Below are 23,036 nucleotides of genomic sequence, written 5' to 3'. Positions count from 1 at the left end.
AGAATGTCTATGGTGGTCCGGTCCGCCATGGTCGAGACTCTGGCTGTGGAAAACCCTTCTGCCCGAGTGTCTTTTGCCGCCGATGAAGCCGGCACCCGCGCCGAGGTGCAGTGGCCCGGAAGCCCGCCACTGCTCGCCGAGGTGTGTGCGACGTTCGAACACTTCGGCTTGCGCGTCGCGTCCTATGAGGCCACCGACGCCGGCCATTGCTACGAGTTCGGCGGCCTGAGCCTGCCTGCGCCCATCCTCGACCTGATCGCACGCGCCTACGAAGCCGCGATCGCCGGACGCTGGCAGGTCGACCGATACGCCGCGCTCATTGCCTCAGCCGGGATCGATTGGCGCCGGGTGGTCCTGATCCGGGCGATCACCCGATTCGTCCGGCAGACCGGGTTGAGTTTCTCGGCGGACTACATTCTCGATTCGCTGCTCACCGCACCGGAATTCGTCGACGCGCTGCTTGCGCTGTTCGATACCCGCTTCGACCCGGACGGACCTGACGGCGCCGACACAGACCGCGCCGATCGCGACGTGGCGGCCCTGGTGGATGCCGCCGCGTCACTCGACGACGAGCGCATTCGGGGTGCAATGCACAGTTTTGTGCGGGCGACCCTGCGTACCAACTGGTTTCAGATCGGGCCAGACGGGCAGGTCAAGGATTACCTGTCGTTCAAGATCGACTCGGCCCGGCTGTCCGGTATCGGCCCGGTGGTCCCGCACCGTGAGATCTACGTGTGCTCCGACACCATGGAGGGCATCCATCTGCGCAGCGGAGCCATCGCCCGAGGTGGTCTGCGCTGGTCGAATCGCGCCGAGGATTTCCGCACCGAGGTGCTCGGCCTGATGAAGACGCAGGCCGTGAAGAACGCGCCCATCGTGCCCGGGGGCGCCAAGGGCGCTTTCGTGTTGCGCAACACCGACACCGCCCCCGCCGACGGCTACCGCACCTTCATCCGCGGCTTGCTCGACGTCACCGACAACATCGTCGACGGTGCGATCCGGCATCCGGACCGGACGGTGTGCCCCGACGGCGCCGACGCCTACCTGGTCGTGGCCGCCGACAAGGGCACCGCGAGGTTCTCGGATCTGGCCAATGCCATTGCGGCCGAGTACGACTTCTGGCTCGGCGATGCCTTCGCCTCGGGCGGCTCGGCCGGGTACGACCACAAGGCCATGGGTATCACGGCACGCGGCGCATGGCTCTCGGTGCGGCGGCATTTCGCCGAGGCCGGCCACGACATCGATGTCGAGCCGTTCACGGTGACCGGCATCGGCGACATGTCCGGCGATGTGTTCGGCAACGGAATGTTGCTGTCCCACAACATCAAACTGGTCGCCGCATTCGATCATCGGCACATCTTCGTCGATCCGGACCCGGATCCGGGGACGTCCTTCGGTGAGCGCACCCGGCTTTTCGATCTGCCCACATCGAGCTGGCAGGACTACGATTCGACGCTGATCTCGGCCGGCGGCGGGGTGTGGCCCCGCACCGCCAAGTCGATACCGCTGTCGCCACAGGCCCGTACCGCGCTGGGCATCGACGTGACCGAGTGCACGCCCGACGAACTGATCACGGCGGTGCTGTGCGCACCCGTCGATCTGCTGTGGAACGGCGGGGTCGGCACCTACGTCAGATCCGACGGGGAAACCGATACCGATGCCAGGGACAAGGCCAACGACCGGGTTCGGGTCACGGCATCGCAGCTGCGCTGCAAGGTGATCGGCGAAGGCGGTAACCTCGGCCTGACCCAACAGGCACGGATCGGGTTCGCCCTCAACGGTGGCCGGATCAATGCCGACTTCATCGACAACGCAGCCGGTGTCGCGACCTCGGACCTCGAGGTCAACATCAAGATCGCCCTGGATTCCGGCAGCATCCTCACCGCACAGCGCAATGCGCTGCTGGCCGACGCGACCGACGATGTCGCCGCACGGGTGCTGGCCGACAACGCCGAGGCGATCCTGGCGATCAGCATGGCCGCCGCCGAAGCCGACTCGCTGCTGGACCGGCACATCCGGTTGATCGCCAACCTGCGGGACGAGGCGGGCGTCGACCCCCAGGTGGAGGGTCTGCCGACCGGGCCGGAACTGGTGCGCCGGCGGACCATGGGGCTGGGACTCACCCGACCTGAGATCGCCGTGTTGCTGGCCCAATCCAAGAACCTGGTGGCCCACGAGTTGCTGGCCTCCGAGGTACCGGACCACGAGGCGTTCGTACACCGCCTCGAGGACTACTTCCCCGCTGTGGTCGCCCGACAAGCCCATGCGGAGATCGGCAATCACCCGCTGCGCCGTGAGATCGTCGCCACCTCGGTGGCAGGTGAGCTGATCAACCGGGTGGGCCCCGGCACCATCTACCGCATGCAGGAGCGGTTGGCGGTGACCACGCCCGAAGTGGCGCTGGCCTATGCCACGGTGCGCGACATCCTCGATCTGGACACGCTGTGGGCGGCCGAGCTGGCCGGCAACAGCGATGAGGGCCAGCGCATCCGGGCGCTGTTGCAGGTGCGCGAACTGGTCGAACACCTGACGTCGTGGGTGCTGCGCAACGGGACCGGCAACCGCGCCCAGGTGAGCGCGGCGATCTGCCGGCTCATCACCGCGGGCGGGCCGAAGGCTGATGCTGGGTGATGCAGTGAATGCCACCGCCACGTTCGAACAACGGACGGGCATCGACGCTGAGGACACGTCGGCCGGGATACTGTTCGGCCAGTATCGCCGCCGCGTCGGCGTCCCTCGGATCACCGAAGGCGCAGGCGATCACCCCGCCGTTGACCACCAGGTGATTGATGTAGCTGTAGTCGACGAAGCCCTCGGCGTCGGTCAACTGGTCGGGCGCGGGTAACTCGACGATCTCCCACGGCCGTCCGGAGACATCGTGGGTCTGCTCGATCGATGCCCGGATCTCCTTGCACACCAGGTGATCCGGATGAGAATCGGCACCCTGGGCATGCAGCAGCAGCCGGCCTGGCGAGGGTATCGCCGCCACGATGTCGACGTGCCCGCGGGTGCCGAAGCGCTGCGAGTCGCGGGTCAGCCCGCGCGGCAGCCAGACGGTGTGATCGGCACCGATGGTGCGGGCCAGTTCGGCTTCGACGTCGGCCTTGGTGGCGCCGGGGTTGCGACCGGGGTCCAGTTGCACGGTCTCGGTGACCAGCACGGTGCCCAGCCCGTCGACCTGGATGCCACCGCCTTCGTTCACCAGGTTGGAGTCGACCACCGGCACGCCGGTCCAATCGGCAACAGCGGCAGCGATTTTCGAGTCGTCATCCCAGTGCGCCCAATCCTGGGCGCCCCAACCGTTGAACACCCAGTCCACCGCAACCACCGAACCGTCCCCGGCGTGCACGAAGGTGGGACCGATATCGCGCATCCAGGCGTCGTTCAACGGAGCCTCGACGATGTCGACATCGGCGGACAGGTAACGCCGGGCCGCGGACATTTCGGCGGGGTCCACCACCATCGTCACCGGTTCGAACTCCAGCACCGCGTGCGCGACCGCCGCCCAGGTGCTGCGCGCTTCGTGGTGTTCGGCTTCGGTGTCGCCCAGCGAGTATCCGGCGGACGGGAACGCCATCCAGACGCGATCCTGCGGCGCACTCTCGGCCGGCATTCGGTAGACGGTCATTTCACCACTGCCGTGGCGTCGTGGCCGACCCCGCACGGGTGTTCCACGTCGACCGGCTCCGTCAGCGCGGCGTAAGTGTCCGGCCGCCGGGTGAGCAGAAATGGGAACAGCTCCAACCAGTCCCGGCGCTGATCCAGGTCCAGGTCGGCGACCAGCACGGCTTCTTCGTCGCGAGGTGCCTGCACCAGCACCCGGCCGAACGGGTCCGAGATGAACGACGAACCGTAGAAGGTGACCTTGCCCTCGTCACCGATCCGGTTGGGCACCACCATGAACAGCCCGCTGCTGATGCCGTTGGCGACGATCACCTGCTGCCACAGCGGTTGGGTGTCGAAGGCCGGGAACACCGGCTCCGAACCGATGGCCGTCGGGTAGACCACGATCTCGGCACCGCCGAGCGAGTAGCTTCGCGCCACTTCGGGGAACCATTCGTCCCAGCAGGTCGGCAGCCCGACGCGGGCACCCAGGCCCTCTGGGTTGTACACGGGATACGGGTCGGCCTGCCCAGGCCCCGGACGGAAATAGGTGTCTTCGTAGTAACCGGCCGAGATCGGGATGTGCAGCTTGCGGGTGTAACCGGCCAACTCCCCCGACGGCGTCACCAGGATTGCCGTATTGAAGCCCAATCCATCTTCGGCCGGCGCCTTTTCGTACAGCGACGCGTGCACGAAGACGCCGTTGGCCCTGGCGGCCTCGGCGGCAAGGGCAAAGGTCGGGCCCCCGGTGAGATCCTCGGCAGCCTCGCCGGGATTCGGTCCGGCCGGGGTGTCCGCGGGGTATCGCAGCAGGGTGATCTCCGGCAGACAGACCAGCGCGGCACCGGCGTCGGCCGCCCGGTCGATACCGTCCCGCAGCACCCTGACCAGCTCCGATGCATCGGACCGCCACCGATGCTGCACCAGCCCGACCCGCAGCGGAGGGCGCGTCGACTCGGCGCTTCGGGACAGCGACTCGGGCGCGGTGGCGGTCAGGGTGATCATCGGTCGACTCCTAAAACGAATGGTGTTCGTTTTATTGTGACCCCGCTGACACCGGTTGTAAAGAGGTAGTAGAAAGGTGCCATGGGACGCCCGCCGGTACCGCTGCTCTCCCCCGACCGCATCACCAGTGCGGCAATGGATTTGGTCAATTCGACGGGCGGATTCAGCGTCCCCCGACTCGCCCGGGCACTGAAGGTCCGGCCGTCCTCGTTGTACAACCACGTCGCCGGACGCGAACAGATCGTCGAACTGCTCCGCGAGCGGGCCATGTCCGAGGTCACCCTTCCCGACGACGACCCGGCCCGCCCTTGGACCGAGGTCGTCGCCGACATCATGCGGTCCTACCGGCAGAGCTACGCCCGCTATCCGCGACTCATCCCGCTGCTCACGGCCCACGCGGTGAACAGCGAGCATGCCCTGACCATGTACAACACCCTGGCCGTCACCTTCAGCCGTGCCGGGTTCGACCCGGCCGACACGCTGCGCGCCATCACCCTGGTCGACTCTTTCGTGCTGGGCTCGGCCCTCGATGTCGCCGCCCCCGACGAACCCTGGAGCACCTGCGCCGAGGTGGGCCCGGAACTGACCGCCGCCCTGACCACCGGCAGCACCAAGCCGGCCCGCGCCGACGACGCCTTCGAGTTCGGCATCGCGGTATTGCTTCACGGACTGGCAGCCGTCGCATCGGGCGCCGAGCGGAATTGAGCCCCGCGGGCGGGCCGATTCGCTGGGCGCTGCCATCTTCTGGGACTTTTTACCCTGGTCAGCGGCCTTCGCAGGCATATGGTTGGTGGCAGTCCGCGCAAAGGAGGGGTGATGACCCGCTACGACCTGCCCGATGTTGCCGACCTGATCCGCCTTGGCGAGCCTCATGAGCACGCCATCACGGTGTACGCCGAAACCGCACCGGGACCCGACGAGCGGGAAAAGAGCCTGTTGACCGCGAAGAGCGCCGTCGACCGGGCCCTGCGCAAGATCCGCGATTCCGGTGCGCGGCATGCCGTCGAGGAAAAATTGCGATCACGCTGGACCGAGATCGCCGAATCGGACCTGTGGCTGAGTCTTTCCGGTTCGGTGGCCATCTTCATCGCCGACGACTTCCACGAGGTCTACGTGCTGCCCAATGCCCTGGAGAGCCAGCTGCAGGTGGGCAGTTTCTTCGACATCGGACAGCTGGTGCGCGCGGTCACCACGCCGCAGGAGGCCTATGCGCTGACCTTGTCGGCTGACGGCTGGAACCTGTGGCAGGCCACCGCGAGCACACGTGCCGAGGAGCTGGAGCTCACGGGCGAATACGCGGTCGACGTGGCCGACGCGACCCATCGCGCCACCGTGCGCGACCGCGGCCACGTCCGCCGCCTCGTCGGAGACGAGGGCAAGAAAGTACTGCTGGAGAAGTACGCCAAGCGGGTCGCCGAGGCGGTGGACGCCGAACTGGGCCAGCTCGATCCGTCATCGGCCCGGCCGCTGTACCTCTTCGCGACCGACCCGCTGCTCGACATGTACCGCGGGCTCGACCACAAACGCCAGATCGTGGCGGTACCCGGCGCGGCGGACCAGCTGCGGCCCGACCAGATCGACGGCGCCATCCGCGAGTCACTTCCCGCCCTGAACGCCGAACAGGCCAACGTGTGGGTCGAGGAGTTGGGCAACGACCTCAGCAAGGGGCTGGTGGCCACCGACCTGGGCGACATCGCCCGTGCCGCCGCCGCCGGGGCGGTCGACACGCTCGTCTACAACTTCACCGTCGACGTCCTGGGCCGGATCGAGGCCGCGAACGGCGCGCTGCAGTACGACGATTCCGGGTACGACGTGCTGTCCCGAATCGCGGTGACGGTCCTCGACCACCGTGGCGAGGCCTACGCCGTGCGGCCCGACGAGATCACCGCCGACGTCTGGAACCAGACGGCGGTTGCGAAACTACGGTTCGCCTTGAGCTGACGCCGCGGGCTCGTTCGCACTGCCGACCGGACTCTTCAGCCCGTCCAGCACAAACCTCAGGTGGCGCCGCCAGACGGCGTCGTCACCGTCTGCCATCGCGATCACCTTCGACATCGCCCACATCAATGTCGCCAGATCATCGGCACCGAAGTCGGCCCGCAGCACCCCGGCGTTCCTGGCCCGGCCCACCACGGCCTCCAGCAGTCCCCCGGCGCGGCCGCATTCCCCCGCGACGTCGACGGCACCGACCGGATTGCGGGCCACCGCGTCGTTGATCCCGCGGTCGGACGCCTGCATCACGAACAGGCTCTCGAGGAACCCGGTGAACCCCCGCCAGGGGTCCGCGTCGGCGAGCGCCTGCTGCGCCAGCCGGTCGATGACGGCCAACCGGTCGGACAGCACCACATCCAGGAGTGCGCCGCGGTTCGGGAAATGGTTGTAGAGCGTGCCGATACTCACGCCCGCCTTGCGCGCCACCTCGTCGAGGGGGACATCGACTCCGCGCTCGGTGAAGAGTTCGGCGGCGGCCGCCACCAGGCGGTCCCGGTTACGGACCGCGTCCGCACGCATCGCCGACATGCCGTCCAGCATAGCGAAGTTGAGGGCGCACTCAACTTGTGCTAGTAAGTTGAGTATGACCTCAACTTCTTCCCCCGTCCTGACGGTGCTCGGCGTCGGCCCCGGACTCGGCCTCTCGGTCGCGCACCGGTTCGGCAAGGCGGGATACCGCGTTGCGCTGATCTCCACGTTCGCCACAACGGCATTCGGATTACCTGGCCGCGCTGGCCGACGAGGGCATCGAGGCGGCCGCCTATGTCGCCGACGCATCGCAGCCCGATCAGCTGCGCAGTGCCGTCGACGCGATCCGCGCCCGGTTCGGCCGGATCGACGTCGGTTACTACGGACCGGGCGCCTTCGAAACGGCGCCCACCGGCGACATCACCGATCTCGACGCCGCAGGCGCGAAGGCGGCGCTCGACAGCGTCGTGCCCGCGGTCGACTTCGCCGCCCAACTGCTCCCCGAGATGCGGCAGCGTGGCAGCGGAGGACTGCTGTTCGCCGGCGGCCTGAGCAGCGTCGTGCCCATGCCCCCGCTCGGCGGGCTGGCACTGGCGGCGGCAGCGCTGCGCAACTACGCGGTCACCCTGCACGCGGCACTCGCGCCGGCCGGTATCTACGCCGGGACCCTCACCATCGGCGGCCTGATCGAACGGGGCGACATCCATCGCGCGATGACCGCCGACTCCGGGCAGTTCGCCGGCATCGCGATCCGCACGCTGAACCCTGACGACCTGGCCGAGCAGATCTGGCAGCTCTATACCGAGAGAGCCACCGCCGAAACCGTGGTCAACGTCATCGCCTAGGCGTGCCGGCCCGCACCGGCAACCCGAACCGGGCGGGCACGCCGTCGCTGAACGCGACGTGCGCCGGGGGCCCGTCGCACAACCCGCCGAGGCCGACCGAGGCGAACAGGCCCGACTCGTCGAACCCGAGCAGCTTGGCGGACCGCAACGACCAGGGCGGGTGCTCGTTGGGCAGGTACCAGGTCCGCCCACCGTGAGCGACGTGCAGGCCCCAGCGCGCGGTCAAGAAATGTTCGAGCTGCCCGGGCGCCAGAACGCCGCCGGCCTCGACCTCGATGCGGCTCGACGCGCGGGTTCGCGGCCAGCGCACCCTGGTCGTGTACGTGTGCCGCTCCCCTGATCGCCGGTACGCCATCCCGGCCCACCGGTACCGGACTCCCAGCGCCGCACGGGCCGCGAGCACAACGTCGAGCCTCGGGGTGTCCAGGCTGAGGAACACGACGCCACGACGCCCGGTGCCGTCGACCGAATACAACCGCACATTGGTCTCGAGGAAGCTGCCGAGCACGCCGGGGCCGTAGCCGAAACCGGTGCCGGTCATCCGGAATGCGACCAGTCCGACGTAGCCGGCGCCGTCGAACGTATCGGGTTCAGTGCCCGCCGGATAGAGGTGTGCGATCCCCCGGGGATCGACCGGCCAGTGCAGGAAGGTCAGGTCGACCCAGCTCTGATGCAGGATCCGGGCACCGGTCAGCCCTGGCGCTTCGGGGCTGACCGGCTCGACCACTGCGGCTACTCAGACGGTGCTGGTTCCGGATTCGATTCAGGCAGAAGGGCTTCCAGTGCCGCGCCGGTGATCCGCCGGAAGGCCCGCCGGGGACGGTTGGCGTCCAGGACCGCCACCTCGAGGGTGGCCGGACCCAGCGTGCGCGGCTCGGAACCGTTGCCGCTCGCGCTCAGTGCCTCGACGGCGATCTTGACCGCTGCGGCCAGATCGGCGTTCTCTGCGTACGAGTCGTTCAGCGCGGCGATGATCGGTTCGGTGGTACCGCCCATCACGACGAAGTGCGGTTCGTCGGCGATCGACCCGTCGTAGGTGATGCGGTACAGCTCAGGCGATTTCGTCTCGCCGTAGTGCGCCACCTCGGCGACGCACAGCTCCACCTCGTAAGGCTTGGCCTGCTCGGTGAAGATCGTGCCGAGCGTCTGCGCATAGACATTGGCCAGCTGACGGCCGGTCACGTCACGACGGTCGTAGGCGTAGCCGCGGGTGTCGGCGAACTGGATACCGCCGCGCCGCAGGTTGTCGAACTCGTTGAACCGGCCCACGGCGGCGAAACCGACCCGGTCGTAGAGCTCGCTGACCTTCTGCAACGACCGCGAGGGATTCTCCGCGACGAACAACACACCGCTGTCGTACGCCAGTGCGATCACGCTGCGTCCGCGGGCGATGCCCTTGCGCGCCAGTTCGGAACGCTCACGCATCGCCTGCTCGGGCGAGATGAAATACGGGAAGCTCATTTACCCCTCACCGCCCGTCCGGGTCCGGCGCGCGATGACCTCGCGGGCCAGCTCGGCGATGCGTTCCTCGGTGATCTCCACGGCACCCTCGGCACCGATGGTCACCGCGGTCGGATAGATGCCGCGCACCAGATCCGGTCCGCCGGTTGCGGAGTCGTCGTCAGCGGCGTCGTAGAGCGACTCGATTGCCACCTGCAGTGCCGAATCCGCGTCCACCACCCCCGGGTAGAGCTTCTTGATCGACGACTTGGCGAAGATCGAGCCGGAGCCCACCGATTGGTAGCCCTCTTCTTCGATGTTCCAGCCGCCGGCGGCGTCGAAGGACACGATGCGGCCCGCGTTCTCGGCATCGGCGGCGTCGACATCAAAACCCACCAGGAGCGGGAGCGCCACGAAACCCTGTAGTGCCGCACCGAGATTGCCGCGCACCATGATCGCCAGCCGGTTGACCTTCCCGCGGAAGGTCAGGGCAACGCCTTCGAGCTTCTCGTAGTGCTCCAGTTCCACGGCATACAGGCGCGCGAATTCGACGGCGATGGCCGCGGTGCCTGCGATGCCCGTCGCGGTGTAGTCGTCGGTGATGTACACCTTCTGCACGTCGCGCCCGGCGATCATGTTGCCCTGAGTCGAGCGGCGGTCACCGGCGATCAGCACCCCGCCGGGGTACTTGATCGCGACGATGGTCGTCCCGTGTGGCACTGCGTTGGTCGGGTTGATCGAACCATCGGCGACACGGTTGACCGGCAACAGTTCGGGGGCCTGACGGCGCAGCAATTCAGAGAAAGACGACAGGTCCATGGCTACAGAGGGGTTACCGGAGTGGGGTTGGGACAGAGACAGGTTTTCGCGCCAGGTCACTGGCCGCCCTTTTGGACGTATGCGCGCACGAAGTCTTCTGCGTTCTCTTCCAGCACGTCGTCGATCTCATCGAGCAGATCGTCGGTCTCCTCGGCCAGCTTTTCGCGACGCTCCTGGCCGGCGGCAGATGCACCCGGGAGGTCCTCATCCTCGCCGCCGCCACCGCCACGCTTGGTCTGCTCTTGAGCCATCGCTGCCTCCTGCAATTGTCATCGGCCGGGCTAACCGCCCAACCGGTTCTTCCACAGTACCGGTCAGCACCCGGATTGCCCGGGATAGCTCACCGCCGGAAATGGTCAGTTCGTGAGTTGCTCGACGAGTTCGGCCGCGCTGTCCACAGAGTCCAGCAGGGCGCCGACGTGCGCCTTGCTGCCGCGCAGCGGCTCCAGAGTGGGAATCCGGACGAGCGAATCGCCCCCGAGATCGAAGATCACCGAGTCCCAACTCGCCGCGGCGATGTCGGAACCGAAACGGCGCAGGCATTCGCCGCGGAAATACGCCCGCGTGTCGGTCGGCGGGTTGTCGACCGCGTCGATCACCTGCTGCTCGGTGACCAGGCGCTTCATCGACCCGCGCGCCACCAGCCGGTTGTAGAGACCCTTGTCCAGCCGGACGTCGGAGTACTGCAGGTCCACCAGGTGGAGCCGCGGCGCCTGCCAACCGAGGTTCTCGCGCTGGCGGAACCCCTCCAGCAACCGCAGCTTGGCCGGCCAGTCGAGGATCTCGGAGCATTCCATCGGATCGCGTTCGAGCAGGTCCAGCACGTGCGCCCAGGTCTCCACGACATGGGAGGCGCGCGGATCCGGGTCCTTGATGTCGACGAGTTTGGCCACCCGGTCCAGATAGACCCGTTGCAGTGCCAGGGCGGTCATCTCACGACCGTCGGCCAGTGCCACGGTGGCCCGCAGCGACGGATCGCGGCTGATCACATGCACGGCGTGCACCGGCCGGGCCAGGGCCAGGTCGGACAGGTCCAGCCCGAACTGCGGGCCCTCCTCGATCAGGTCGAGCACCAGGGAGCTGGTCCCGACCTTGAGGTAGGTCGACGTCTCGGCCAGGTTGGCGTCGCCGATGATGACGTGCAGCCGGCGGTACTTGTCGGCGTCGGCGTGCGGCTCGTCGCGGGTGTTGATGATGCCGCGCTTGAGCGTGGTCTCCAGGCCGACCTCGACCTCGATGTAGTCGGCACGCTGGGACAGCTGGAAGCCGGGATCGTCACCCGAGGGCCCGATGCCGACCCGGCCCGAGCCGGTCACCACCTGACGGGACACCAGGAACGGGGTGAACCCCGCGATCACCGCCGAGAACGGGGTCTGACGGCTCATCAGGTAGTTCTCGTGGGACCCGTAGGAGGCACCCTTGCCGTCCACGTTGTTCTTGTAGAGCTGCAGCTTGGCGGCCCCGGGCACGCTCGCGACATGGCGAGCGGCGGCCTCCATCACGCGCTCACCGGCCTTGTCCCAGATCACCGCGTCCATCGGATCGGTGCACTCCGGCGCCGAGTACTCCGGGTGGGCATGGTCCACGTAGAGCCGGGCGCCGTTGGTGAGGATCATGTTGGCCGCGCCGACCTCGTCGGCATCGACGATCGGTGCCGGCCCGGACGCACGGGACAGGTCGAATCCGCGGGCATCGCGCAGCGGGCTTTCGACCTCGTAGTCCCACCGAGTCCGCTTGCCGCGCTGGATCCCGGCGGCGGCCGCGTACGCCAGCACCGCCTGAGTCGACGTCAGGATCGGATTGGCGGTCGGATCGGACGGCGATGAGATGCCGTATTCGACCTCTGTTCCGATGATCCGTTGCATGTGGCCAGCCTAGGTGACGGCCTGTGCACCCCGGGCCGCCAGGTATTCAGGCCGCGGCCGCGCGGCGGCGAACGGCTCGGTCAGCGCGTTGTCGACCGAGTTGAACACGAGGAAGACATTCGACCTCGGCAGGGGCGTGATGTTGGATCCCGAGCCGTGCAGCAGGTTCGCGTCGAACCACAGCGCAGTACCGGGCGGGCCGGTGAACTGGTGGATGTCATGGGTGTCGACAGCCTTGGTCAACGTCGTCTGATCGGGCACGCCGATGTTCTGGGCCACCAGTGAGGTGTCGTGGTTGTCCTCGGGTGTGGCGCCGACGCACGGATAGAACGTCTGGTGCGATCCCGGGATGACCATGAGCGACCCGTTGTACGGATAGTTCTCGGTCAGGGCGATCGAGCAGGAGACAGCCCGGATCGCCGGCATCCCGTCCTCGGCGTGCCAGGTCTCGAAGTCCGAATGCCAGTAGAACCCCGTCCCGGTGAACCCGGGCATGAGATTGATCCGGGCCTGGTGGATGTAGACGTCTCCGCCGAGCAACTGCCGAGCGACCGGCAACACCGTGTCGAGGCGGACCACCTGGGCCACCAGGTCGCTCAGCAGATGCGGTTCGAAGATCGACCTGATCGTGCCGCCCGGCTCACGGATCACCCGCGGGTCATCCCTGTCCAGATCCGCTGCTATCCGGTCGATTTCGTGCCGCAGCAGGGGCAGCCAATCGTCCGACACCGTTTCGGGCGCCAGCAGGTAGCCGTATTCGGAGAACCCGTCCAGGTGAGGCCGGCTCAGCGGTCCGTCGGCGTCACCGCCCCACACCACGGGCTCGTGACGCGGTATCGGATCGATCGCGTGCTCGAGCCGCGTCGGGTAGCGGTCCTCGACCGCGGACGCTTCCCCCTCGGCTTCCCACTGTGCCGTCATGCGACCGACTGCGGCGCGGGGTATACGCCGTTCTCGTCGTGCACCTCCCGGCCGGTCACGGGCGGGTTGAACACACACAGCATGCGCAACTGCTCATCGCAGGTGACCCGGTGGCGGTCATTGTTGTTGAGCAGGTACATGGTTCCGTCCGCGAGCGGATACTGCTGCCCGGTCTCCAGATCCGTCAGCGTGCCGGTGCCCTCGATCACCCAGACCGCCTCGACGTGATGCTGGTAGTGGAACTCGTTGACCGACCCGGCTTCGATGGTGGTCTCGTGGAACGAGAAACCGACGCCGTCGCCGGACAGGATGATGCGCTTGGATCGCCAGGTGCCGTCGGCCACGTCTCGGTCGGTACCGGTGATCTCGGCGGTGGTGCGGACAATCATGTTTCAGGCCTCCTCAGGACAGCGTGACGGCCACGGACTCGGCGAGAATGTCGAGCCCCTCGGACAGTTCGGTCGGAAGAGTGGTCAGCGGCGGCAGCAGTTTGACCACCTCGTCGGACGGGCCGCTGGTCTCCATCAGCGCACCGCGGTCGAAGGCGGCCCGGCACACCTGCCCGGCCATATCCGGGGAGTCGAACTTGAGACCCTGGGCCATCCCGCGGCCACGGGCGGTCACGCCGTCGTGGGCAGCGGCGATCTCTTCCAGCCGCGCCCGCAGCAACTCACCCTTGACGACAGTGTCGGCGCTGAATCCGTCGTTCTCCCAGTATGTCTCGATCGCCGCGGTAGCCGTGATGAACGCGGGGTTGTGACCGCGGAACGTACCGTTGTGCTCCCCCGGCGTCCACACGTCGAGATCGCGGCGGAACAGCGTGAGCGCCATCGGCAGGCCGTAGCCACTGACCGACTTCGATATCGTGACGATATCGGGCACGATGCCTGCGGCCTCGAAACTGAAGAACGGCCCGGTGCGGCCGCACCCCATCTGGACGTCATCGACGATGAGCAGGATGTCGCGCTTGCGGCACAACTCGGCCAGCGCGCGTAGCCATTCGATCCGCGCGACGTTGAGACCGCCCTCCCCCTGGACGGTTTCGACGATCACCGCTGCAGGGCGGTTGAGCCCGCTGCCCGAATCGTCGAGAACGCGCTCGAACCACTGGAAGTCCTCGGTGACCCCGCCGAAGTAGTTGTCGTACGGCATCGGGGTGGCGTGCACCAACGGGATGCCCGCCCCGGCCCGCTTCATCGAGTTGCCGGTGACCGACAGGGCACCCAGCGTCATGCCGTGAAATGCGTTGGTGAAGCTGATGACCGACTCACGGCCGGTTACTTTCCTGGCCAGCTTGAGCGCCGACTCCACCGAGTTCGCCCCGGTCGGTCCAGGGAACTGCACCTTGTAGTCGAGCCCGCGCGGACGCAGGATGAGCCGTTCGAAGCTCTCCAGGAACCGCTGCTTGGCCGCGGTGGCCATGTCCAGGGAATGGACGATGCCGTCGGAGGCGAGGTACTGCAGCAGCGGCTCTTTGAGGGCGGCGTTGTTGTGGCCGTAGTTCAACGCCCCTGCGCCGGCGAAGAAGTCGATGTACGTGCGCCCCGCCGTGTCGGTCACCCAGGAACCTGCGGCGCTGTTCATGACGGTGGGCCAGCTGCGGCAATAGCTGCGGACCTCGGACTCCACCGAACTGAACACGTCGGGAAGGTCAGATTCGGACAACGGCGCTGTCGTAGCGAGCAGCAAGGGACAATCCTTCCAATCAAATCAAACTGGTTATCAGATAACTGATTTCAGCGAGAAAGCGGTGTAGCGATGGGCCCCATCCGCAGAATCGGCTCGTCTTCGTGAGCCCCGTCGGCATCGAGGAGATCGCAACCGAAATGTGGGTCCTCGACCATCGGGACACCGTGCCGGCGCGCGAAGGCGCCGAAGAACGCGCGTGAGGCGGCGTTGCCCGGCGAGACCGTGGCTTCCACGGTCACGGGACGCCCGTCGCGCTGTGTCCGTACGCGGTGTACGAGCGCGTCGAGCATGGTGCTGGCCAGTCCCCCGCCCTGCGCCGAGGGCGACACGGCGACCTGCCACACGAACAGCACATCCGGCCGCGGCGGCGGGTGGTAACCCGTGATGAATCCGTGCAGGTCACCGTCGCGCTCGGCCACTATTGACGTGGCAGCAAAATCTGTTGCCAGCAACAGATAGGCATAGGTGGAATTCAGATCGAGCACCCCGGTGGCTTCCGCGAGGTCGCGGATGCCAATCGCATCGGTACCCCGTGGAGGGCGCAGGAATTCTTCCCGGGAATGGCGTCCCGGAACGCTTTCTAAAACATGCATATCGAGTTAAAAGTCACCACCGAACTTCTCAGCGATCATCGTCAGTTTCAAGCCATCGGTGCCATCGACGTAAGCACACCGCCCTGCCGGGATCAAGCTCCAGGACCGCGCCAGGACCGGCATTCCGTCTGCAGTCACCGTCTTTGACCTGGAATAACTTCACAAATCGTCAATCCCAGAAAAGTGTTAGCGTCGTTATCGAATCGTTACATTGGTGCAGGGGTACCACCCTCGGCCCCTGTCGCGTACTACGCGGACGCGGCCGCCGCAACCGACGAACGCAACGCGTCCCCGGGATTTCTCCCCATATTCCGCACCGGAAATATTCCAATCGAAATTTAATAAACGCGGGTATTGGTCCGGCCTCGAGAACCGGTCGAATATGCTCGGCGGGTGTCACCGAATCGGTGGAACGGCCGACGGCCGGCGCGTTGCCGTGCGGGCAACACCACGCGATCCGTCGCGACGCGTCGACTACACCGAAATGACCTCAGCAACGCCGGGATCGAGCACAATGACCGCCGTGGCCGACATGCGGCGTGTGCACGACTGGTTCCTCCAGCGCGGGCTGCCGCTGGTACTGACCCGCAGGGTGCGATCGCGCGCGCTGCTTGAGCGATCCGCACCGATGGTCGCCGCGGCCGGCGGGCTCATCGCCTTGATCATGCTGTTGGCCGAGCTCACCGGGACCGTCGTACGCGTCGGCACCGCAGTCAAACTCGGCGTCCTGGCCGTGTTGTTGCTCGCGGCACCGTTCGTGCTGGAACTGCTGCACCGAGCGGACACGACCCGCAGTGAAGCGGGTCGCCGCTCGGCAGCACTGCTCGTGATGGCCATGTTCGTCGTCGGTCTGCCGTTCGCCGACAGCGGCTTCTCCGGGATCGCCGCGGCCGAGGCCGCCGCATTCGCGCTCGTCGCTGTGCTCGTCGTGTGGCTGACGTACCTGGGTTTCGGCTCGATCGCGTTGTGGGCGTTCCGGTTTGCCTGGCTGCAGCTGGGGGCGCTCGGCACCCTGATGAGCCGCGCCCTGCCCCTGCTGATGCTGACCGTCGTGGTCTATTTCACCGGCGAGTTGTGGCAACTCTCGGCCCGGATGCCCCGCCACCGGCTGTGGCAGACGATCGGATTCCTGGCTCTGATCGCAATCGCCTTCATGGTCACCACGATTCGTGACGAGGTACTCGCCCTGCGCGAGGAGCGCGGCGGGCCCAGCGACCCGGCCGCACTGCTGGCCGGCACCCCGCTGCCGGTTCGGGACGGTCACCATCCGCGCCGCACCCCGCTGTCACGCGCCGAACAGGTCAACGTGGTGGCGGTGATGGTGGTGTCCCAGGCGATCCAGGTGGTGCTGTTCACCACCGGACTGTTCGCGTTCTTCCTGGCGCTGGGGATCATCGCCATTCCCGACGACGTCATCGTGCTGTGGTCGGCCGAGACGGCCTGCCAGACCGGCGCGCCGCCCTGCGCCGGAACATGGTTCGGCATCGCGATCCCGATTCCTCAGACCGTGGTGCACATGTCGCTGTTCGTGGCGGTGCTCTCCGGCCTGTACTTCACCGTGAGCACGAGCGTCGATCCGTTGTACCGCGAGAGGTTCTTCGACCCATTGATCGCCGACGTCGCGGTCAGCCTGGCCGGGCGTGACGCCTACCTGGAGTTGGAGCGACGCTGAGTCCGGTGCCGTCAACACCATCCGCCCCCAGGTGGTGCCGACGATCACCAGTGCGGCCCCGGCGATTCCGGCGGCGGTGACGGGATCACCGGCCACCGCGACACCGATGACGGCGGCCCACAGCGGTTCGGTGCCCACCAGCAGACTGACCCGGGCCGGACTGGTCGTGCCCAATGCCCGCAACTGCACCAGGAACGCAAACACGGTGCAGGCCGACACCAGGTATCCGATGACGGCCCAGTCGGCGACTCCGTAGCCGGCCGTCGTCGCCGCGACCGATTGCCCCGACAGTCCGCAGAGGGCGAGCGCCAGTGCCGCGACGGTGAGCAACTGAACCAACGTGGTTCGGGCCGAGTCGATCTCATGCGCATCGGACATGCGCGCCATGACGGTCACATGCACCGCCCGCAGCAGCGCGGCCAGCACGATCACGATGTCCCCCGTGCGCGGCGCGGTCAGGCCGCCGGCTTGGGTCAGCAACGCGCAACCGGTCACCGCCAGTGCCGCCGCGAGATAGAAGCGGCGCGCCACCCGATGGCGCTGGATCATGGGGGTGGCCACGATGGTCAGCGCCATGATCAGTCCCGCATTGGACGCCGAAGTCATCGTCACGCCGTAGGTTTCGGCAACACAGACCGCGGCCAGGAGAATCCCGCCGAGTACGCCCGAGGCTGCCTCGGTGCGGGTCAGTCCCGTCAGCCGCCGGCACAGGACGACAGCCAGCACCGCTGCGGCGAGGGCGAACCGCACCACCAGGAGCGCGAAAACCGTCTCGGGGGCGGCGATCTGCTTGGTGGCCAGATAGCTCGATCCCCACACCACGGCAACCGCGAGAAGACAGAGATCGGTAGAACGTCGGGCCATACGGACCAGCCTGTTGCCCACCCAATAGTTCAGTCAAGCTAATCTTTTTTCACTATATATGTAGCATTACTTCATGGATGCCGGCCGCCTGCGGATGCTGCGTGAGCTCGCCGACCACGGCACGGTCGCCGCGGTGGCCCAGGCGCTGTCGATGACACCCTCGGCCGTCTCCCAGCAGCTGAAAATCCTGCAACGCGAGGCCGGGGTGACTTTGATCGAACCCGACGGCAGGCGGGTGCGTCTGACCGACGCCGGGCAGGTGCTGGTCGGGCATGCCGATGCCGTGCTGGCGGCATTGGACCGCGCCCGGGCCGAGATGGACGCCTATCGCAGCACGCCGCGCGGCACGGTCAGTGTTTCGTTCTTCCCGTCCGGGGCAGCGATGTTGTTGGCTCCGTTGATCATCCGGGCTGCCGAACACGGAGTCCAGGTTCTCGGGCGCGACATCGACGTGCCGGCGTCCCGGGCACCGGCGCAACTCGCCGACTTCGATGTCGTGGTGGTTCACCGCGATGAACGCGACGCGTCGCCTTGGGGTCCGCGCTTCGAAGCCACCGAGCTGTTACGGGAGCCACTGGACGTCGTCCTGCCGCCGGGACACCATCTCGCCGGCCGCCATCAGGTCCGGCTGGCCGATCTGGCCGACGAACGCTGGATCGGTGTCGAAGGCGGATTGATGGTCGACGACGTGCTCAACTCGATTACCATCCTGTCCGGAATACGGCCACGAATCACCCAGCGAATCAATGACTTCCGCGTCGTCGAGGAACTGGTGCACGCGGGTACCGGTATCGCCCTGATGCCCCGCTACGTGAGGCTCGCGCGTGAGTTGGTGAGGTTGCCGATCACCGACATCTCGGTGGCCCGGCGGGTCGAAGCGGTCACCCGCGCGGGTGCGACGGCGCGGCCCGCGGTGGCCGTTGTGCTCGATGTGCTGCGCGCCGCAGCCGCGGAGATCAGCTCGGCGCTCACCTGACATCCGCGTCCGTGGTGCGCCACGACACGCCGCGCCGGTCTGCCCGCCCGGTGCTTGCCGTACCGCTGAATGCTTGGTGCAGTAGTCATGATGACGAACCCTGACCGCATCGAGGCCGAACGCTGGTTCCTGACCAACGGGCTGCCCGCGGTGTTGCGCCCGGGAGCGCTGGTCCGGTCGGTGTGGGCGCGGTCGGCACCGGCCCTGGCCGCCTACGCGTGGGTGATGGTGAGTTCGGTGCTGGTGGTCGCCCTGACCGGCAAGCACACCATTGCCATCGATGGCACCCCGACTCGCACCGAGTGGTTCGTTCTGGCGGTCCTGCTACTGGTGTTGCCGACCGCCGCCGTGGTGGGGTGGGCGGTGTCCCGACTCCCGACCGGGCGCGCCGCCGATGCGGTGTCGGCGGCGGCCTGCCTGGCGATCGTGGCGAGCGGATTCTACGGCGGCCTCACCGCGCGCAGCGGCGTGAACCTGACCATCGAATTGGTGGTCATCGCCACCGTATTGGTTTGCACTGCAACAGGAATCGGATCGATCCTCGGTTTCGCAGCCCGGGTGACGATCTCTAATCTGGCGTCGGTCGGCAGCCTGTTCGTCCGGGCACTGCCGGTGGTCCTGCTGACCGTGCTGGTGTTCTTCAACACGTACGTGTGGGTGATGGCCTCCACCCTGAGCCGTCCCCGCCTCTGGCTGGCTCTGGTCTTCCTCTTCGCGGTCGCCACGGTGTTTCTGGTCTCCAGCACGCTCGAGCGGGTGCGGCCGATTCTGCGGCCCGACGCCAAGGAACCCGAGGACGACGGGCGGCTGGCCGGCACCCCGTTCGCCGACATGCCCGACCGGCCGCGGCGGGTGCGACTGTCGAAGCCCGAACGGCTCAACGTGGTGTTCGCGCTCGTGCTGTCCCAGATCGTCCAGGTGCTCACGGTCGCAATCGTGACCGCGCTGATCTTCTTCGTGCTGGGACTGATCGTGCTCAGTCCCGAACTACTGGCCGCGTGGACCCACAACGGATCACCCGACGGCCGGCTGCTGGGAATGACCTTCCCGGTCCCCCAGGCCCTGATCCAGATCACCATGTTCCTGGCCGCGTTGACGTTCATGTACCTCAGTGCCCGGGCGGTGTCCGACGCCGAGCAGCGGACCCGGTTCCTCGACCCGCTGCTCGATGACCTGCGACTCACCCTGGTGGCGCGCGACCGCTACCGCACCCACACGGCGGAATCCTGACGGGTCAGAGCTTGTAGCCGATCGCGCGCAACAGATCCCGCCGGGCTGCCACGTCATCGTCGGATTCGACGCCCAGTGGCGACTGCCCGTCCACCACTCCGACGACGCCGCGGCCCAGCGGGGTGACGGCGACCAAGACGTCGACCGGATTGGCGGTGGCGCAGAAGATCGAGCAGACCTCGGGGACCCCTTTGACCGGGTTGAGGATGTTCACCGGGAACCCGTCGCGCAGGAAGATGACGAAAACATGTCCTGCGCCGATCGCCAGCGCATTGCGCACCGCGAGCTCGACCAGGTCGGGATCGTTGCCGCTGCGGCGCACCAACCGGGGACCGGACGCCTCGCAGAATGCCAGCCCGAACCGCAACGACGGGCTGACCCCCACCATTGCCTCGTGCAGGTCCTCGACCGTCTTGATGAAGTGCGCCTGCCCGATGACGACGTTGAGGTCGTCGGGCTTGTCGACGGACACCACGTCCCAGGACAGCGCCGGTGTGGTCACAGCATCATGCTGCCACCGGCGCCGCCCGGTTGGGGCCGATTACGCCCAGCCGATCCCGGCTAGAGGTATTGCCCCAGGTTCGACTCGGTGTCGATAGCCCTGCTGGCCGACGAACTCTTGCCGGTGACCAGCGTGCGGATGTAGACGATCCGCTCGCCCTTCTTGCCCGAGATCCGGGCCCAGTCATCGGGATTGGTGGTGTTGGGCAGGTCCTCGTTCTCGGCGAACTCGTCGACGATCGAATCCAACAGGTGCTGGATCCGCAGACCGGGCTGACCGGTCTCCAGCACGCTCTTGATGGCGTTCTTCTTCGCGCGGTCGACGACGTTCTGGATCATGGCGCCGGAGTTGAAGTCCTTGAAGTACATGACTTCCTTGTCACCGTTGGCGTAGGTGACCTCCAGGAACCGGTTGTCGTCGATCTCGGCGTACATCCGGTCCACAACCTTCTCGATCATCGTCTTGATCGTCAGGGAACGGTCGCCGCCGAACTCGGCGAGATCGTCGGCGTGCACCGGCAGCGCCTCGGTCAGGTACTTCGAGAAGATGTCCTGCGCCGACTCGGCATCGGGGCGCTCGATCTTGATCTTGACGTCCAGGCGGCCGGGCCGCAGGATCGCCGGGTCGATCATGTCCTCGCGGTTGGAGGCGCCGATGACGATGACGTTCTCCAGCCCTTCCACACCGTCGATCTCCGAAAGCAGCTGCGGCACAACGGTTGTCTCGACGTCAGAGCTGACGCCGGTACCGCGGGTGCGGAAGATCGAATCCATCTCGTCGAAGAACACGATCACCGGGGTGCCCTCGGACGCCTTCTCGCGGGCGCGCTGGAAGATCAGCCGGATGTGACGCTCGGTCTCACCGACGAACTTGTTCAGCAGCTCGGGACCCTTGATGTTGAGGAAGTAGCTCTTCGCCTCGCGGGCGTCGTCGCCACGGACCTCGGCCATCTTCTTGGCCAGCGAGTTCGCCACGGCCTTGGCGATCAGCGTCTTACCGCAACCGGGCGGGCCGTAGAGCAGCACGCCCTTGGGCGGGCGCAGCGAGTACTCGCGGTAGAGCTCCTTGTGCAGGAAGGGCAGCTCCACGGCGTCGCGGATCTGCTCGATCTGCCGGCCCAGTCCGCCGATGTCGTTGTAGCTGACGTCGGGCACCTCTTCGAGCACCAGGTCCTCGACCTCGGCCTTGGGGATGCGCTCGAAGGCGTACCCGGCCTTGGTGTCGACCAGCAGTGAGTCGCCGGGCCGGAGCTTGCGGGGTCGGTCGTCGTCGAGCGCGGCCTCGGAATCCTCCGGCAGGTCCTCGACGGCGATCAGCGGCTCGGCCAACCAGACGATGCGCTCTTCGTCGGCGTGCCCGACCACAAGGGCCCGATGGCCGTCGGCCAGGATTTCGCGCAACGTGCTGATCTCACCGACCGACTCGAAGTTGCCGGCCTCGACCACGGTGAGCGCCTCGTTGAGCCGGACCGTCTGGCCCTGCTTGAGTGACGCGGTCTCGATGTTCGGGGAGCAGGTGAGTCGCATCTTGCGGCCCGAGGTGAACACGTCGACGGTGTCGTCTTCGTGGGTACCCAGCAGCACGCCGTAGCCGCTGGGCGGCTGACCCAGCCGGTCCACTTCCTCGCGCAGGGCGAGTAGCTGCTGACGGGCTTCCTTGAGGGTGTCCATGAGCTTGGCGTTGCGCGACGCGAGCGAGTCGATCCGCGCCTCAAGCTGGTGGACGTCGCGGGCACTGCGCAGTCCGCTCTGAGGCCCTACCGCATTCTCCAACTGCTCACGCAGAACCGCAGCCTCACGGCGCAGCGATTCCAGCTCGGCGGCATCATCGCTGGACATGGGCTGCGAGTAGCCCGCCGAGAAACTCTCGGCATGGCCCTCCGAACGCTCTGACTCACTCATATTGCGCTCCCTCCCGCACCGTAAGTTGGTGCAGTAACAACTTCAACGCTACCGGCGATTCAGCCATTGTGTGCGCTCTAGGAACGAGACACACCAGCACCACTGTTAGCCTCTTAGTTCAGTTGGTCCGATCGAAAGGACAATCGTGGCCTTGAAAACCCTCGTTACCGGCTTTATCACCGCAGCTGCTGCCGCCGCCGTGGTGGGCGGAGCAGCGGCGGGTGTGACTTCTATTGCATCCAGCGGCATGTCGGCCGCCCCGGCGATCCAGCCGGTCGTGTTCGACGCGCCCCTGCCGGCCACCCCGGCACCGGATCTGGCGTCGCCGCTGGTTCAGACTCTGCAGGCACTCGCCGGCGGTGGCTCGTTCAGCGGCAAGGCCCCCTACATCCAGGGCGGCATCGGTCGTATCGAGAGCATCGCCGCCGACCGCGCCTACAACAAGGCCGCCGCCGAAGGTAAGTTCCCGCTGACCTTCAACATCGCCAACATCGACGACCAGGGCGGCGTGGCGTTTGCCGATGTCACCGCCACCTCGGCCACCGGTGGGACCGCCACCCAGAACATCCAGTTCGTGGCGGGCCCGAGCCCGACCGGCTGGCAGATCTCCAAGGGATCGGCCATGGCGCTGCTGTCCTCTGTCGGCTAGGT

Annotated in this window: 22 protein-coding genes and 1 pseudogene; 8 read left to right on the top strand and 15 right to left on the bottom strand. The window is 66.9% G+C overall.

Annotated elements, in window-relative coordinates:
- Nucleotides 1-3: 3 nt before the first annotated feature.
- Entirely contained in the window at nucleotides 4-2,631 is a 2,628-nt protein-coding gene (locus ACNQR1_RS16810; protein ID WP_418047308.1) for an NAD-glutamate dehydrogenase domain-containing protein, read from the top strand.
- Here the strand turns inward: ACNQR1_RS16810 and ACNQR1_RS16805 are convergent.
- Nucleotides 2,597-3,628 (bottom strand): agmatine deiminase family protein, encoded by a 1,032-nt coding sequence (locus ACNQR1_RS16805; protein ID WP_418047307.1) that lies wholly within the window; start codon nucleotides 3,626-3,628, stop codon nucleotides 2,597-2,599. The genes ACNQR1_RS16810 and ACNQR1_RS16805 overlap by 35 nt on opposite strands.
- A complete protein-coding gene (locus ACNQR1_RS16800; protein ID WP_418047306.1) occupies nucleotides 3,625-4,608 on the bottom strand; it encodes a nitrilase-related carbon-nitrogen hydrolase in 984 nt (327 codons plus the stop codon). The genes ACNQR1_RS16805 and ACNQR1_RS16800 overlap by 4 nt, the downstream gene beginning before the upstream one ends.
- An 81-nt stretch (nucleotides 4,609-4,689) precedes the next feature.
- Here ACNQR1_RS16800 and ACNQR1_RS16795 point away from each other — a divergent pair, with 81 nt between their 5' ends.
- Both ACNQR1_RS16795 and ACNQR1_RS16790 read left to right on the top strand, forming a co-directional pair.
- Entirely contained in the window at nucleotides 4,690-5,313 is a 624-nt protein-coding gene (locus ACNQR1_RS16795; protein ID WP_418047305.1) for a TetR/AcrR family transcriptional regulator C-terminal domain-containing protein, read from the top strand.
- Between the two features lie 111 nt (nucleotides 5,314-5,424).
- Nucleotides 5,425-6,549 (top strand): hypothetical protein, encoded by a 1,125-nt coding sequence (locus ACNQR1_RS16790; protein ID WP_418047304.1) that lies wholly within the window; start codon nucleotides 5,425-5,427, stop codon nucleotides 6,547-6,549.
- Here ACNQR1_RS16790 and ACNQR1_RS16785 read toward each other — a convergent pair.
- Entirely contained in the window at nucleotides 6,529-7,128 is a 600-nt protein-coding gene (locus tag ACNQR1_RS16785; RefSeq protein ID WP_418047303.1) for a TetR/AcrR family transcriptional regulator, read from the bottom strand. The two genes, ACNQR1_RS16790 and ACNQR1_RS16785, sit on opposite strands and share 21 nt — an antisense overlap.
- Before the next feature lie 194 nt (nucleotides 7,129-7,322).
- Between ACNQR1_RS16785 and ACNQR1_RS16780 the strand changes: the two genes are divergently transcribed.
- Nucleotides 7,323-7,913: an SDR family oxidoreductase gene (locus tag ACNQR1_RS16780; RefSeq protein WP_418050398.1), complete on the top strand. Its 591-nt coding sequence runs from the start codon at nucleotides 7,323-7,325 to the stop codon at nucleotides 7,911-7,913.
- Here ACNQR1_RS16780 and ACNQR1_RS16775 read toward each other — a convergent pair.
- The 9 genes from ACNQR1_RS16775 to ectA form a co-directional block, all read right to left on the bottom strand.
- Entirely contained in the window at nucleotides 7,903-8,640 is a 738-nt protein-coding gene (locus ACNQR1_RS16775) for a YqjF family protein (protein ID WP_418047302.1), read from the bottom strand. The two genes, ACNQR1_RS16780 and ACNQR1_RS16775, sit on opposite strands and share 11 nt — an antisense overlap.
- A gap of 5 nt (nucleotides 8,641-8,645) precedes the next feature.
- The gene (prcA, locus tag ACNQR1_RS16770) at nucleotides 8,646-9,374 is read right to left on the bottom strand and encodes a proteasome subunit alpha (protein ID WP_418047301.1); all 729 of its coding nucleotides are present in this window, start codon (nucleotides 9,372-9,374) and stop codon (nucleotides 8,646-8,648) included.
- Nucleotides 9,375-10,172: a proteasome subunit beta gene (gene prcB, locus ACNQR1_RS16765; RefSeq protein WP_418047300.1), complete on the bottom strand. Its 798-nt coding sequence runs from the start codon at nucleotides 10,170-10,172 to the stop codon at nucleotides 9,375-9,377.
- 56 nt (nucleotides 10,173-10,228) lie between these two features.
- Nucleotides 10,229-10,423 (bottom strand): ubiquitin-like protein Pup, encoded by a 195-nt coding sequence (locus ACNQR1_RS16760; RefSeq protein WP_019343292.1) that lies wholly within the window; start codon nucleotides 10,421-10,423, stop codon nucleotides 10,229-10,231.
- 105 nt (nucleotides 10,424-10,528) lie between these two features.
- Nucleotides 10,529-12,037, bottom strand: coding sequence for a depupylase/deamidase Dop (gene dop, locus ACNQR1_RS16755; protein ID WP_418047299.1), 1,509 nt, complete (start codon nucleotides 12,035-12,037; stop codon nucleotides 10,529-10,531).
- Nucleotides 12,038-12,046: 9 nt separating this feature from the next.
- Nucleotides 12,047-12,958, bottom strand: a complete 912-nt coding sequence (thpD, locus tag ACNQR1_RS16750; protein ID WP_418047298.1) for an ectoine hydroxylase — start codon at nucleotides 12,956-12,958, stop codon at nucleotides 12,047-12,049.
- Nucleotides 12,955-13,347 (bottom strand): ectoine synthase, encoded by a 393-nt coding sequence (locus ACNQR1_RS16745; RefSeq protein WP_418047297.1) that lies wholly within the window; start codon nucleotides 13,345-13,347, stop codon nucleotides 12,955-12,957. The genes thpD and ACNQR1_RS16745 overlap by 4 nt, the downstream gene beginning before the upstream one ends.
- A gap of 13 nt (nucleotides 13,348-13,360) precedes the next feature.
- Nucleotides 13,361-14,647 carry a diaminobutyrate--2-oxoglutarate transaminase gene (gene ectB, locus ACNQR1_RS16740; protein WP_418047296.1) on the bottom strand — a complete coding sequence of 429 codons (1,287 nt, stop codon included), beginning with the start codon at nucleotides 14,645-14,647 and terminating at the stop codon, nucleotides 13,361-13,363.
- Between the two features lie 47 nt (nucleotides 14,648-14,694).
- Nucleotides 14,695-15,240: a diaminobutyrate acetyltransferase gene (ectA, locus tag ACNQR1_RS16735; protein WP_418047295.1), complete on the bottom strand. Its 546-nt coding sequence runs from the start codon at nucleotides 15,238-15,240 to the stop codon at nucleotides 14,695-14,697.
- A 514-nt stretch (nucleotides 15,241-15,754) separates the two neighbouring features.
- On the opposite strand from ectA, the gene ACNQR1_RS16730 reads away from it, so the two are divergent.
- Nucleotides 15,755-16,912, top strand: coding sequence for a hypothetical protein (locus ACNQR1_RS16730; protein WP_418050397.1), 1,158 nt, complete (start codon nucleotides 15,755-15,757; stop codon nucleotides 16,910-16,912).
- A 93-nt stretch (nucleotides 16,913-17,005) separates the two neighbouring features.
- On the opposite strand, the pseudogene ACNQR1_RS16725 reads toward ACNQR1_RS16730, so the two are convergent.
- Nucleotides 17,006-17,776: pseudogene (locus ACNQR1_RS16725) on the bottom strand (DMT family transporter); the annotation flags it as partial.
- Nucleotides 17,777-17,849: 73 nt separating this feature from the next.
- Here ACNQR1_RS16725 and ACNQR1_RS16720 point away from each other — a divergent pair.
- Both ACNQR1_RS16720 and ACNQR1_RS16715 read left to right on the top strand, forming a co-directional pair.
- Nucleotides 17,850-18,752 (top strand): LysR family transcriptional regulator, encoded by a 903-nt coding sequence (locus ACNQR1_RS16720; RefSeq protein ID WP_418047294.1) that lies wholly within the window; start codon nucleotides 17,850-17,852, stop codon nucleotides 18,750-18,752.
- A gap of 87 nt (nucleotides 18,753-18,839) precedes the next feature.
- Nucleotides 18,840-19,982 carry a hypothetical protein gene (locus tag ACNQR1_RS16715; RefSeq protein WP_418047293.1) on the top strand — a complete coding sequence of 381 codons (1,143 nt, stop codon included), beginning with the start codon at nucleotides 18,840-18,842 and terminating at the stop codon, nucleotides 19,980-19,982.
- 4 nt (nucleotides 19,983-19,986) lie between these two features.
- Here ACNQR1_RS16715 and ACNQR1_RS16710 read toward each other — a convergent pair whose 3' ends face one another.
- Nucleotides 19,987-20,484, bottom strand: coding sequence for an adenosine-specific kinase (locus ACNQR1_RS16710; protein ID WP_418047292.1), 498 nt, complete (start codon nucleotides 20,482-20,484; stop codon nucleotides 19,987-19,989).
- Between the two features lie 59 nt (nucleotides 20,485-20,543).
- Nucleotides 20,544-22,385: a proteasome ATPase gene (gene arc, locus ACNQR1_RS16705; RefSeq protein WP_418047291.1), complete on the bottom strand. Its 1,842-nt coding sequence runs from the start codon at nucleotides 22,383-22,385 to the stop codon at nucleotides 20,544-20,546.
- A gap of 145 nt (nucleotides 22,386-22,530) precedes the next feature.
- On the opposite strand from arc, the gene ACNQR1_RS16700 reads away from it, so the two are divergent.
- Nucleotides 22,531-23,034 carry a hypothetical protein gene (locus ACNQR1_RS16700; RefSeq protein ID WP_418047290.1) on the top strand — a complete coding sequence of 168 codons (504 nt, stop codon included), beginning with the start codon at nucleotides 22,531-22,533 and terminating at the stop codon, nucleotides 23,032-23,034.
- The last annotated feature ends 2 nt before the right edge of the window (nucleotides 23,035-23,036 follow it).

It is taken from the genome of Mycobacterium sp. 48b, assembly GCF_048282725.1.
Classification (GTDB): Bacteria; Actinomycetota; Actinomycetes; order Mycobacteriales; family Mycobacteriaceae; genus Mycobacterium.
This window is presented reverse-complemented; position numbering and strand designations above follow the sequence as displayed.